Below are 13646 nucleotides of genomic sequence, written 5' to 3' on the forward strand. Positions count from 1 at the left end.
CTCAGTGCATCTCGCGGCGCGCGTTGATCACGTTCCAGACCAGGATCGGCGAGACCAGCAACATGATCACCATGGCCGCGGCCGAGCCGACGCCCCAGTCGAAGGCGCGGAAAAGCTTGTCGTACATGTAGTTGGCCAGAACCTGCGTCTGCCACTGGCCGTTGGTCATGGCGAGCACGATGTCGAAGACCTTGAGCACCACCAGGGTGATCGTCGTCCAGACCACCACGATGGTCGAGCGGATCTGCGGCACCTTGATCTTGAAGAAAATCTGGAACGGGTTGGCACCGTCGACGATGGCCGCCTCGACCGTCTCCTCGGGGATGCCGCGCAGCGCGGCGCCGAGGATCACCATGGCGAAACCGGTCTGGATCCAGATCAGCACGACCATCAGCAGGAAGTTGTTCCACGGCGTGATCGTCAGCCAGGTCTGCGGCTCGCCGCCGAGCCAGACCCAGAAGGCGTTGAGGATGCCGATCTGCTCCTGCCCGATGGGGCGGAAGTCATAGACCAGTTTCCAGATCACCGAGGCACCGACGAAGGAGATCGCCATCGGCATGAAGATCAGCGACTTGGCGATATTGCCCCAGCGGATGCGGTCGGTCAGCTGCGCCGCCAGGAGGCCGAATCCGGTCGAGGCGGCGGGAACGACGACCAACCACAGCAGGTTGTTGCGGATCGCCTCCCAGAACTTCGCCTCGCGCAGCATCTGCTGGTAGTTTGCCAGCCCGACGAAGGCGCTGCCCTGGTTGCGGTCGGTCAGCGAGAGCCAGAAGGTCGCGACCACCGGATAGGCCAGGTAGAGACCGAGCGCGAAGATCGCGGGGAACAGGAAGAGCCAGGGCCGGATCATCTCGGCCCGGCGGATGTTGCGCGCGATATTGGGGCCGCGCGCCGGGAATAGCAGCTTGTCGAGCAGCTGGTTGGACAGCCAGAAATAGCCGATGCAACCGCCGAGCCCGATCACGATGGTCAGTACGGCCTGAAGTGCCGGATGCATGACGTCCTCCCCTTCCCGTGCAGTCGTCCGGGGCGCCGCAACTCTCTTCGAAGAGAGTTGCAACTTCCTTGGAAGGAAGTTGCGTCGCGGCGCCTCGATTCCACTCTACGCCGAGTTACTTGTTGGCGTCCCAGCTTTTCTGGATCGCGGTCGCGACATCCTCGGCCGACTTGCCGCCGACATAGTCGACCATGCCGGTCCAGAAGCTGCCCGCGCCGACGGCGCCCGGCATCAGGTCCGAGGCGTCGAAGCGGAAGGTGGTGGCATCGAGCAGGATTTCGCCCATCTTCTTCAGCGGCGCAGAACCGTAGAGCTCGGCATTCGCCTCCTTGTAGGGGGTCAGGAAGCCGGATTGCGCCATCCAGATCTCATGCGCGATCGGCGTCTGCAGGAACTCGATGAAGGCGCGCGCGGCGTCGCTGTCCTTGGTGATGAAGGCGAGCGTGCCCGCGCCCAGCACCGGCTGGCCAAGGTCCTTGCCCTCGTAGGCGGGCATGTAGAAGAAGTCCGCGTCCACGCCCATCTCGGTGCCATCGGGGAAGAAGGTCGGGATGAAGCTGGCCTGGTGGTGCATGTAGCACTGCGGCGGCGAGGCGAAGAGTCCCGCCGGGCTCTCGCGGAAGTCGGTGGTCGCCACCGCCCCGGCGCCGCCGTTGACGAAGGCGTCGTTCTTGGCGAACCAGCCGAACTCGTCGATCGCCTCGATCACCTTGGGATCGTTGAAGGGGATCTCGTTGGTCACCCATTGGTCGTAGACTTCGGGCGGCTGCACCCGCAGCATCATGTCCTCGACCCAGTCGGTCGCCGGCCAGCCGGTCGCGCCGCCGGAACCGAGGCCGATGCACCAGGGGGTCTCGCCTTCCTCGGCGATCTGCTCGGTGAGGGCCTTCAGCTCTTCCATCGTGGTCGGCACTTCGTAGCCCGCGTCCTCGAAGTTCTCGGGGACGTAGAAGACCAGCGATTTCACGTCGATCTTGTAGGGGAAAGCGTAGAGCTGCGTGCCGTCCTTGCCCTCGAAGGATCCAAGGCTGACCCAGCTCTCGCCAGCGGCATAGTTCTCGCGCAGCCAGTCGGCGGTCTCGTTGCCGAGCGGGGTCACATAGCCCTTCTTCACCAGGTCGGCGATCAGCCCCGGCTGCGGCAGGATCGCGATGTTGGGCGGGCTGCCCGCCTCGGTATCAATGACGATCTGCTGCTCGTAGGTCTCGGACGAGGCGTAGCTGACCGTCGCGCCGGTGGCCTCCTCGAAATAGGCAAGCACCGTCTCGACCAGCTGCTGGTCGTCGCCGCGCCAGGGGCCGAAGATGCTGAGTGTCTGGCCCGACAGGTCGTGCGACGCTCCGAAGGCGTCAAGGCTGTCCCAGTTGAACCCCCCTTCGCCGGGCGTAAACACCATCTCTGCCTGGGCCGCGCCGGCGCAGAGCGCGAGCACCGCCACCGAGCCGAGAACGGCACGCGTGCCGCGGACCCCTGTGTTGCGTTTGGTCATGTCGTCAAACTCCTCCCGTTTGTCACGGCCCGGTCGGCCGCGAGAGATATGGTCATTTCGGACGCGCCGGGGCACTCCTCACCCCAAAGCGCTTTGAGCCACTTTCAGCCTCACGCGAACCTCCCCCGTTTGTCAATCACGCAATGCGGTTTGCACTCGCAAAAACAATGCTGCACTGCAGCTAAGGTGGCGTCGCGCCAAAGGGTCTTTCCGAAGGCCCTGTTTTGCCGTTACTGTGCCAGATACCGAAGCGCTTTGGAAACTCCTGCGATGAACCTCAAGCAACTGGCCGCGCATCTTAATCTCTCGCAGACCACCGTGAGTCGGGCGCTCAACGGCTACCCGGAGGTCAACGAGCAGACCCGCAAGCGCGTCATGGAGGCGGCGCAGGCGCTCAACTATGCCCCGAACGCGCGGGCCAAGGGCCTGGCCACGGGGCGCGCCATGGCCATCGGCCACGTCATCCCCATGTCGACCCAGCATCAGATGATGAACCCGGTGTTCGGTGATTTCATAGCTGGCGCATCGGACGAATACGTCAAGGCGGGATATGACATGACCCTGTCGGTGACCGGCGACCGCGATGAGGAAGAAAATTACCGGCGCCTCAAGGCGAAGGGCAATGTCGATGGGATCATCGTGCACGGCCCCTCGATGAAGGACCCCCGGATTCCCTTCCTGCGCCAGCTTGGCCTGCCCTTCGTGGTGCATGGCCGCGCCACCGAGCTCGACGTGCCGTACAGTTGGGTCGACGTGAACAACACCCACGCCTTCCAGCGCGCCACCGATTTCCTGCTCGACCTCGGGCACCGGCGCATCGCGCTGATCAACGGGCTGGAGTTCATGGATTTCGCCTATCGCCGCCGCGTCGGCTTCGCGCAGGCGCTGGACGGCCACGGATTGCTGCCGGACCCGCGTTACATGGCCGCCGGCGAGATGACCGAGAGCTATGGCTTCGAGGCGGCATCGCGGATGCTCGCCCTGCCCGACCGACCCACCGCGATGATCACCTCCTCGGTCATCGCAGCCATCGGGATCCGGCGCGCCATCCATGCCGCAGGGCTGGAGATGGGACGCGACGTGTCGGTGATCACCCATGACGACGATCTCAGCTTCCTGCGCAACGGGCCGGACGTGCCGATCTTCACCGCCACGCGCTCCTCGGTCTACGAGGCCGGACGGATCGCCGCTGCAATGCTGCTGGCGCATATCGCCGACCCCGATCTGCCGGCGCAGCCGCGCCTGCTCGAGGCGCAGCTGATCATCGGCGGCTCGACCGGCCCGGCGCCGCAAGACACGCACTAACGACCGGGTCATCCCCTCGCCCCTCGCAGTTCCCTCGCATTGAAAAGGACAAGCCATGCAGTTCACCCGCAAGGATTTTCCCGAGGATTTTCTCTTCGGCGTCGCCACCTCCAGCTACCAGATCGAGGGCCATGCCTTCGGCGGTGCCGGCCGCACCCATTGGGACGACTTCGCCGCGACTCCCGGCAATGTCGTGCGCGCCGAGAACGGCGCCCGCGCCTGTGACCACTACCACCGCTTCGAGTCGGACCTCGACCTGGTGAAAGCCGCCGGGCTCGACGCCTACCGCTTCTCGACAAGCTGGGCGCGGGTGCTGCCCGAGGGGCGTGGCGCGGTCAACCAGGAGGGGCTCGACTTCTATGACCGGCTGACCGACGCCATGCTCGAGCGCGGCATCAAGCCCTGCGCCACGCTCTACCACTGGGAGCTGCCCTCGCCGCTCGCCGACCTTGGCGGTTGGCGCAACCGCGACGTGGCGCATTGGTTCGGAGATTTCACCGAGGTGCTGATGAAGCGCATCGGTGACCGGATGTATTCGGTCGCGCCGATCAACGAGCCCTGGTGCGTCGCCTGGCTGTCGCATTTCATGGGCTTCCACGCGCCCGGACTGCGCGACATCCGCGCCACCGCCCGCGCCATGCACCATGTGCTGCTCGCCCATGGCCGCGCCATCGAGGTGATGCGCGGGCTCGGCATGAAAAACCTTGGCGGGGTCTTCAACATGGAGTGGTCGACCCCGGCCGATGACACCGAGGACGCGCGTCACGCCGCAGAACTTTACGACGGCATCTACAACCGCTGGTTCACCGGCGGCGTGTTCAAGGGAGAATACCCGCAGATCGTGCTCGACGGGCTCGAGCCGCATATGCCGACGAACTGGCAAGATGATTTCGGTCTGATCACCCAGAAACTCGATTGGTGCGGGCTGAACTACTACACCCGCAAGGTGATCGCCCCCAACACCGGTCCCTGGCCCTCGCTGCACGAGGTCGAGGGTCCGCTGCCCAAGACCTTCATGGACTGGGAGATCTACCCGCAGGGGCTGTCGCAATTCCTTATCCGGCTGGCGAAGGAGTACACCGGTGACATTCCGCTCTATGTGACCGAGAGCGGCATGGCGGCGCCCGATCCGCTGAAAGACGGCGGAGTGGACGACCAGGACCGCATCGCCTATCTCGATGATCACCTTGCCGAGGTCCGCAGCGCGATCGCCAGCGGCGCGCCGGTGAAGGGCTATTTCGCCTGGTCGCTGCTCGACAACTACGAGTGGAGCCTGGGCTATGAAAAACGCTTCGGGCTGGTGCACGTCGACTTCGACACCCTTGAACGCACGCCCAAAGCCTCTTACCACGCGCTTGCGAGAGCGCTAACGGAGTAGGGCATCATGAGCAGCGGCGGCACGGCAGTTCTGGCGGATATCGGCGGCACCAACACTCGGGTGGCGCTTTGCGAAGGCGGCAAGCTGGTCGCGGACTCGGTGACGCGCTACCGCAATGCCGAGAACGACGGCATCGGCGCTGTCCTGAAACACTATCTCGCCGAGAAGGGCACATCGGTCGATGCCGCCTGCGTCGCCGTCGCCGGACCGGTGCGCGACGGCGCCGGACGGCTGACCAACATCGACTGGGCGATCGACCGGCCGACTCTGGCCGAAGCCACAGGCGCCGAAACCATCTCGGTGCTCAACGACCTTCAGGCGCAGGGCCACGCGCTTGGCCACATCGCCGACGACTGCCTGACCCGCATCCTTCCCGGCCAGCCCGCCAGCCCTCAGGCGGCGCGGCTGGTGGTTGGCATCGGCACCGGCATGAATGCCGCGCCGGTCTACCGCCTCGGCGAGCGAACGCTGGTGCCGCCCTCCGAGTCTGGCCATGTCGCGATCCCGGTGCAGACCGACGAGGAAATGCGGCTGCTGCGCTACATCGAACGCAAACACCCGGCGCCCGGTGTCGAGGACATCCTCTCGGGTCGCGGTTTCGAACGGGTCTATGCCTGGCTCTGCGACGAGGATGGCGCGGGCACGCCGCTGACGGCGCAGCAGATCATGGAGGCGGTCGAGGCCGGAACAGATGCGCGCGCCCTGCGCGCCATCGAGGTCTTCGTGAGGGTCATGGGCCGGGTGTGCAGCAATCTGGCACTCACCACCCTGCCCTTCGGCGGCATTTACCTGATCGGGGGCGTGGCACGGCATTTCGGCCCCTATCTGACCACCGGCACCTTCGAGCAGGCGTTCACCGACCGGGGCCGCTTCGCCGAGTTCATGACGCAGTTCCCGGTAAGCCTAGTGACCGACGATTATGCGGCGCTCACGGGTTGTGCCTGCCACTTGAGCGAATTGCCCTGAATCTCGGCGCAATGCGCAAGGTGGTTGCCTTTGCGTAACAAAAACTGTTCATCAATCGTGCAGACGCCCTAGCTCGAGCGGCGCAACCCTTCGTCTTGTCCAAAGCGAGTGCCTTCCCATGAGCCCTACCGCCTCCCTGCGCGAGTCCATCATCCAGCATCTGCGCTATTCCTTCGGAAAGGATCCCGAGCACGCGATCCTCGAGGACTGGCGCATGGCGCTGAGTTACGCGGTCCGCGACCGGATCACCGACGCCTGGATCGGGGCCACCGGCAAGACCTACGACTCCGGGGCGAAACGGGTCTACTACCTGTCGATGGAATTCCTGATCGGCCGGCTGCTCGAGGATGGCATCGTCAACCTCGAACTGGTGGATGAAGCCAAGGCGGTGCTCGAGGAGTTCGGCAAGGACTACGGCACGGTGCTGTCCGATGAACCGGACGCGGCGCTCGGCAATGGCGGGCTCGGCCGGCTGGCCGCCTGTTTCCTCGAAAGCCTGTCGACCATCGGCTGCCCGGCGCACGGCTACGGCATCCGCTACGAGCACGGGCTGTTCCGGCAAAGTTTCGTCGATGGCCGCCAGGTCGAGCAGCCAGAACACTGGCTCGAACAGCGCCACGCCTGGGAATTCGAACGCCCCGAGGTGCGCTACCGCATCGGCTTCGGCGGCCACGTGGACCGGCGCGGCGAGACCGTGCGCTGGTATCCTGCCGAGGTGGTCGAGGCCGAGGCCTTCGACACGCCGGTCATCGGCTGGAAGGGACGCTGGGCCAACACGTTGCGGCTCTGGTCGGGCCGCGCCATCCACCCCTTCGATCTCGACCGCTTCAACCATGGCGATTTTGCCGGGGCGGCCCAGCCCGAGGCGCTGGCGCGGACCATCAGCCGGGTGCTCTATCCCGATGACACCACCGAACAGGGCAAGGAGCTGCGGCTCAAGCAGGAATACTTCCTGACCGCCGCGGCCCTGCGCGACATCCTGCGCCGCTTCAACAACCAGTTCGGCGACCTGCGCAAGCTGCCCGCCAAGGTGGCAATCCAGCTCAACGACACGCATCCCGCCATCGCCGGGCCCGAGCTGATCCGCGTTCTGCACGATGAGCGAGGGCTGTCGTTCGAGGAGTCGATGGAGATCGCCCGCGGCTGCCTCAGCTACACCAACCACACGCTGCTGCCCGAGGCGCTGGAGACCTGGGACGAGACGCTTTTCGGCCGCCTGCTGCCGCGGCACATCGAGCTCATCGACCAGATCGACAGCACCCATGCCAAGCAGAACCCCTCGCGGATGAATTCCATGCGCGCCGACCACCAGGTGAAGATGGGCCAGCTCAGCTTCGTCATGGCGCATCACGTCAACGGCGTTTCGGCGCTGCACACCGAGCTGATGAAGACCACGGTCTTCGAGGAGCTGCACACGCTCCATCCCGATCGCATCGTCAACGAGACCAACGGCGTCACCCCGCGCCGCTGGCTGCTGGCCTGCAACCCGCGCCTTGCCGGGCTGATCACCGAATCGATCGGCGAGGGCTGGGTGGACGACCTCGAGCAGCTGAAGGGGCTCGAGCCCTTCATCGAGGACACCGGCTGGCTCGACCGCTACGCGCAGGTCAAGCGCGACAACAAGGCCGAGTTGTCGAACTGGATGGGCACGACACACGGGCTGCACGTGGATCCCGAGATGCTCTTCGACGTGCAGATCAAGCGTCTGCACGAGTACAAGCGCCAGCACCTCAACATCCTCGAGACGATCGCCCACTGGGCCGAGATTCGCGACAACCCCACCGCCGACTGGACGCCGAGGCTGAAGCTCTTCGGCGGCAAGGCGGCGCCGGGCTATTTCTTCGCCAAGGACATCATCCGGCTGATCAACGACGCCGCTGCGGTGATCAACGCCGACCCGGTGACCGCGCCCTATCTCAAGATTGCCTTCCTGCCCAACTACAACGTCAGCCTCGCGGAGCGGATGATCCCCGCCGCGGATCTTTCGGAGCAGATCTCGACTGCCGGCAAGGAGGCCTCGGGCACCGGCAACATGAAGTTCGCTCTGAACGGCGCGCCGACCGTGGGCACGCTCGATGGCGCCAACGTGGAAATCCGCGAGCACGTGGGGGCCGAGAACTTCTTCCTCTTCGGCATGACCGCCGAGGAAGTCATGGAGCGCCGAAAAGTCGAGGGCCACGCCTGGAAGGCGGTGCAGGCAGACCCGCGCCTCAAGCGCGCGCTCGACCTGATCCGCGACGGGCGCTTCTCGCCGGGCGAGCCCGAACGCTACCACGGCATCACCGCCAACCTCGAAGGCGCGGATTATTTCCTCGTCTGCTCGGATTTCACCGACTACTGGCGCGCGCAGCGCGAGGTGGACACGGCCTTCAAAGACACACGCGCCTGGGCGAAAATGGCGGCGCTGAACACAGCGCGCTCGGGCTGGTTCTCGTCGGACCGGACGATCCGCGGATACATGGCCGATATCTGGGGGGCGCAGAGTCTGCTTTGATCTGCCAAGATCTTCAGGCACCTGAATGTCTCAGATCATTGCCAGAGGCGCGGAAGCAGCTACAGTCAGAGCATGAGCACCGTGTCCACACCCTCTGAGTCTGCCCTGCTGCGACTGCTGCGGGGGCACCACGACGATCCGTTCGCGGTGCTTGGCCCGCATGACATCGACGGGGTGCGCCATGTCACCACCTACGACCCCGGTGCCGACCGCATGTGGGGCGTGGTCAAGGGCGTGCGCCACCCGCTCGAGCCCTGCTCGGTGCCCGGCTTCTTCCACGGCCCGGTGCCCGGCGACATGGCCTATACGCTCGCCGGCGAGGACCACGGCGAGGATGACGAGCCGCACCACTTCGAGAAGGAAGATCCCTACCGCTTTGGCCCGGTGCTGGGCGAGATCGACGAATACCTGCTTGGCGAGGGCAGCCACCGCCGTCTCTGGGAGGCGCTCGGCGCGCATGTGATGACGCATGAGGGCGTGTCCGGCACCCATTTCGCGGTCTGGGCACCGAACGCAAAGCGGGTCTCTGTGGTGGGCGATTTCAACTGGTGGGACGGGTTGCGCCACCCGATGCGACGACGCGGCAATACCGGGGTCTGGGAGATCTTCCTGCCGGGCATAGGCGACGGCGCATTCTACCGCTACGAGATCGTCGGCCCCGATGGCAGCGTCCAGCCGCGCAAGGCCGACCCCATGGGCTTCGGCTCCGAGCATCCGCCCGCGAATGCCTCGATCGTGCGCGACATCTCGGGCTACGGCTGGTCCGACGACGCGTGGATCGAGACCCGCGCCGAAGCGCAGAGCCGCTCTGCGCCGATCTCGATCTACGAGGTCCACCTGCCGTCGTGGCGGCGCAAGGATTGGGGGCGGCCGATCTCCTACATCGAGGCGGCCGAGGAGCTGATCGACTACGTCGCCGAGATGGGCTTCACCCATATCGAGCTGCTGCCGGTCAGCGAGTACCCGTTCGACGGCTCCTGGGGCTACCAGCCGATCGGCATGTTTGCCCCGACCATCCGCCACGGGCTGCCGCATGAGTTCCGCGATCTGGTCAACGCCGCGCATGAGGCCGGGATCGGGGTGATCCTCGATTGGGTTCCCGGCCATTTCCCCAGCGACGCGCATGGCCTCGGGCGCTTTGACGGCACCGCGCTTTACGAGCATGCCGATCCCAAGGAAGGCTTCCACCACGACTGGAACACGCTGATCTACAACTACGGGCGTGCCGAGGTCGCGAACTACCTGACCGCCAACGCGCTTTACTGGCTCGAGGAATACCACGCCGACGGGCTGCGCGTGGATGCGGTGGCCTCGATGCTCTACCGCGACTACTCGCGCCCCGAGGGTGAGTGGGTGCCGAACAAGGACGGCGGGCGCGAGAATTACGAGGCGATCTCGATGCTGCGCCGGATGAACACGGAGTGCTACGGCCAGCACCCAGGCATCATGACCGTGGCCGAGGAAAGCACCGCCTATCCGGGCGTCTCCTCGCCGGTCGATCAGGGCGGACTCGGCTTCGGGTTCAAATGGAACATGGGCTGGATGAACGACACGCTCGAATACATCCGCAAGGACCCCATCTACCGCAGCTACCATCACCACCAGATGACCTTCGGGCTGGTCTACGCCTTCTCCGAGAATTTCATCCTGCCGATCAGCCATGACGAGGTGGTGCACGGCAAGGGCTCGATGCTGGGCAAGATGCCGGGCAACGAGTGGGAGAAATTCGCCAACCTGCGCACCTACTACGGCTTCATGTGGGGCCATCCGGGCAAGAAGCTGCTGTTCATGGGGCAGGAGTTCGCGCAGGCGCACGAGTGGAACCACGACGCCGAGATCGACTGGACCTGCCTCGGCGATCCCCAGCACGCCGGGATGCAGCGGCTGATCCGCGATCTCAACACGCTCTATTGCGAGACCCCGGCGCTGTACCAGAAGGACGCCGAGGAAGACGGTTTCGCCTGGATCGCCGGGGGCGACACCGGCAACTCGGTGTTCTCGTGGATCCGGCGCGGCCGCGCCGATGAGCCTGAGGTCGCGGTGATCTGCAACTTCACCCCTGCCGAGCATCCGCGCTACCGCATCGGCCTGCCAGAAACCGGTGTCTGGCGCGAGGCGCTGAACACCGACGCAGGCATCTATGGCGGTGGCAATCGCGGGAATTTCGGCCGCGTCATCGCCGACGACGAGCCCAGCCACGGCTATCCCGCCTCGGCCGAGCTCTTCCTTCCGCCACTTTCGGCGATCTTCCTCGTGCGCGAGGAAAACTGATCCATTCATACCCGTGTCACGGCTTTGCCCGACACATCGAATTTAGTTAAAGGAGGAGACGAATGCCCCGACGTTCCCAGAGGCTCGCGAGCCGCAGCATGGCCTTCGTGCTCGCGGGGGGGCGAGGCTCGCGCTTGCACGAGCTGACCAATTTTCGAGTGAAACCGGCCGTCTATTTTGGCGGCAAGGCACGGATCATCGACTTTGCCCTGTCCAACGCGCTCAACTCCGGCATCCGCAAGATCGCGCTCGCCACGCAGTACAAGGCGCACAGCCTGATCCGTCACTGCCAGCGCGGCTGGAACTTCTTCCGCGCCGAACGCAACGAGTTTCTCGACATCCTGCCCGCCTCGCAGCGCTACAACGAGCAGACGTGGTATCGCGGTACGGTGGATGCGGTGGCGCAGAACATCGACATCATCGACAGCTACGACATCGACTACATCGTCATCCTTGCGGGCGATCACATCTACAAGATGGACTACGAGGAGATGCTCGAGCAGCACGTCGAGAGCGGCGCGCAGGTCACCGTCGGCTGCCTGACCGTGGACCGCCACGAGGCCAGCGCCTTCGGCTGCATGGCGGTGGACGACAGCGACCGCATCACCTCGTTCCTCGAAAAGCCCAAGGACCCGCCGGGCCTGCCCGATGATCCCGAGAAGACCCTGGTCAGCATGGGCATCTATGTCTTCGACTGGAAGTACCTGCGCGGCAAGCTGGTCGAGGATCTGGGGTCGGAAAGCTCGACGCATGATTTCGGCAACGACATGATCCCCGAGATCGTCGCCGCGGGCGGCGCGCAGGCGCACCGCTTCGAGGACAGCTGCGTGCGCGAGAACGGCAAGCCCGCCTACTGGCGCGACGTGGGAACGATCGATGCCTTCTGGCGCGCCAATATCGACCTGACCAATTTCGACCCCGAGCTTGACCTCTGGGACACCGACTGGCCGATCTGGACCTATGGCGAGGTGGTGCCCCCCGCGAAGTTCATCCACGACGAGGAGGACCGCCGCGGCTCGGCCGTCAGCTCGCTCATCGCCGGCGGTTGCATCGTCTCGGGCACGGAGATTCGAGAGTCGCTCCTGTTCACCAAGGTGCACACGAATTCATATGCTTCGCTCGAACGTGTGGTACTTCTGCCCAATGTCTACGTCTCGCGCCATGCAAGGCTGACAAACACCGTGGTCAATCGCGGGGTGCACATTCCCGAGGGGCTTGTGGTCGGCGAGGATCCGGAGGAAGACGCAAAGTGGTTCCGTGTCACGCCCGGCGGCGTGACGCTGATCACGCAAGGAATGCTCGACCGGAGGGAAGCCGCCAAATGACTCGTGTCCTGTCTGTCGCCTCGGAATGTGTGCCGCTGATCAAGACCGGAGGGCTGGCCGATGTCGTCGGTGCCCTGCCCGGCGCGCTGGCGGTTCACGGGGTCGACATGCGGGTGCTGGTGCCGGGCTACCGGCAGGTCATCGCGAAGCTGCCGACGCAGGAGGCCGTCGCCGAATTCGACGACCTCTTCGGCGGCGCGGCGCGGGTGCTGAAGGCACCGCTCGGCGCGCAGGTGCTCTACGTGCTCGAAGCGCCGCATCTCTTCGACCGCGACGGCGGCCCCTACATGGATCCTCAGGGCAACGACTGGCGCGACAACCCCGAGCGTTTCGCCGCGCTCTCCTCTGTCGCGGCGATGATCGGGGCCGACGGGATCGAGGACTGGCACCCGCAGATCCTGCACTGCCACGACTGGCAGGCAGGCTTCGCGCCGCTCTACCTGCGCGAACTGGGCGCGGCGGGCCGGGTCTCGACGCTGATGACCATCCACAACATCGCCTTCCAGGGCATGGCCTCGGCGTCCCGCATCGGCGCGCTCGGGCTGCCGCGCACCGGGTTCCACCAGCGCGGCTACGAGTTCTGGGACAGCGTCTCGGCGCTGAAGGCCGGGCTCGTCTATGCCGACAAGCTTTCCACCGTCTCGCCCACCTATGCCTCCGAGCTGATGACCAAGGACTTCGGCATGGGGCTCGACGGCGTGCTGCGCGAGCGGCAGGAGGACATGGTCGGCATCCTCAACGGCATCGACGAGACGCTCTGGACGCCGCCCTACAAGACCATCGCCGAGAAGGCCAAGCACAAGGCCGCGCTGCGCAAGGAACTGGGCCTGCCGGCGGACTGGCCCGGCCCGCTCTGCGTGGTGATCTCGCGGCTGACCGAGCAGAAGGGTCTCGACATCCTGATGCAGGCGCTGCCCGCACTGCTCGACCGCGGCGGTCAGCTGGCGCTGCTCGGGGCGGGCAACCCCGGCCTGGAAGAGGCGTTCCAGCGCAAGGCCCAGAAACACCCCGGTGTTGCCGTGCGCATCGGCTACGACGAGGACCTCGCGCACCGGATGATGGCCGGCGGCGACGCGATCCTCGTGCCCTCGCGCTTCGAGCCCTGCGGGCTGACCCAGATGTACGGGCTGCGCTACGGCACGCTGCCGCTGGTGGCGCTGACCGGTGGCCTTGCGGACACGGTGATCAATGCATCGCCTGCTGGATTGGCAGCTGGCTGCGCAACAGGGCTGCAATTCCACCCTGTCAGCGCGCAGGCACTGGCCCAGGCGATGATGCGGCTTATAACCTTGTACCAGGACAAGGAAACCTGGACGCGCATGATGACCAACGCCATGGCCTCGCCGGTCAGCTGGACCCATTCGGCGGCGAAATATGCGGCGCTCTATGAAAGCATGGTGAAGGCCAAGCAGCCATGA

9 protein-coding genes are annotated in these 13646 nt (G+C 65.3%); 7 read left to right on the forward strand and 2 right to left on the reverse strand.

Annotated elements, in window-relative coordinates; translation table 11 throughout:
• Nucleotide 1: 1 nt before the first annotated feature.
• Entirely contained in the window at nucleotides 2-1000 is a 999-nt protein-coding gene (locus IQ782_RS14425) for a carbohydrate ABC transporter permease (RefSeq protein WP_194135362.1), read from the reverse strand.
• Nucleotides 1001-1115: 115 nt separating this feature from the next.
• Nucleotides 1116-2489 (reverse strand): ABC transporter substrate-binding protein, encoded by a 1374-nt coding sequence (locus IQ782_RS14430; RefSeq protein WP_194135363.1) that lies wholly within the window; start codon nucleotides 2487-2489, stop codon nucleotides 1116-1118.
• A gap of 270 nt (nucleotides 2490-2759) precedes the next feature.
• Here IQ782_RS14430 and IQ782_RS14435 point away from each other — a divergent pair, with 270 nt between their 5' ends.
• The 7 genes from IQ782_RS14435 (at nucleotide 2760) to glgA (ending at nucleotide 13646) form a co-directional block, all read left to right on the forward strand.
• The gene (locus IQ782_RS14435) at nucleotides 2760-3794 is read left to right on the forward strand and encodes a LacI family DNA-binding transcriptional regulator (protein ID WP_194135364.1); all 1035 of its coding nucleotides are present in this window, start codon (nucleotides 2760-2762) and stop codon (nucleotides 3792-3794) included.
• A gap of 55 nt (nucleotides 3795-3849) precedes the next feature.
• A complete protein-coding gene (locus tag IQ782_RS14440; protein WP_194135365.1) occupies nucleotides 3850-5172 on the forward strand; it encodes a GH1 family beta-glucosidase in 1323 nt (440 codons plus the stop codon).
• 6 nt (nucleotides 5173-5178) lie between these two features.
• Nucleotides 5179-6138, forward strand: coding sequence for a glucokinase (locus IQ782_RS14445; protein ID WP_194135366.1), 960 nt, complete (start codon nucleotides 5179-5181; stop codon nucleotides 6136-6138).
• A 118-nt stretch (nucleotides 6139-6256) separates the two neighbouring features.
• Nucleotides 6257-8632, forward strand: coding sequence for a glycogen/starch/alpha-glucan phosphorylase (locus IQ782_RS14450; RefSeq protein WP_194135367.1), 2376 nt, complete (start codon nucleotides 6257-6259; stop codon nucleotides 8630-8632).
• Nucleotides 8633-8704: 72 nt separating this feature from the next.
• Nucleotides 8705-10903: a 1,4-alpha-glucan branching protein GlgB gene (gene glgB, locus IQ782_RS14455; protein WP_194135368.1), complete on the forward strand. Its 2199-nt coding sequence runs from the start codon at nucleotides 8705-8707 to the stop codon at nucleotides 10901-10903.
• Between the two features lie 62 nt (nucleotides 10904-10965).
• Nucleotides 10966-12228 carry a glucose-1-phosphate adenylyltransferase gene (glgC, locus tag IQ782_RS14460; protein ID WP_194135369.1) on the forward strand — a complete coding sequence of 421 codons (1263 nt, stop codon included), beginning with the start codon at nucleotides 10966-10968 and terminating at the stop codon, nucleotides 12226-12228.
• On the forward strand, nucleotides 12225-13646 hold the full coding sequence (glgA, locus tag IQ782_RS14465; RefSeq protein WP_194135370.1) for a glycogen synthase GlgA: 1422 nt from the start codon (nucleotides 12225-12227) through the stop codon (nucleotides 13644-13646). The genes glgC and glgA overlap by 4 nt, the downstream gene beginning before the upstream one ends.

The sequence above is a fragment of the Salipiger mangrovisoli genome (assembly GCF_015223355.1).
GTDB classification, from domain to species: domain Bacteria; phylum Pseudomonadota; class Alphaproteobacteria; order Rhodobacterales; family Rhodobacteraceae; genus Salipiger; species Salipiger mangrovisoli.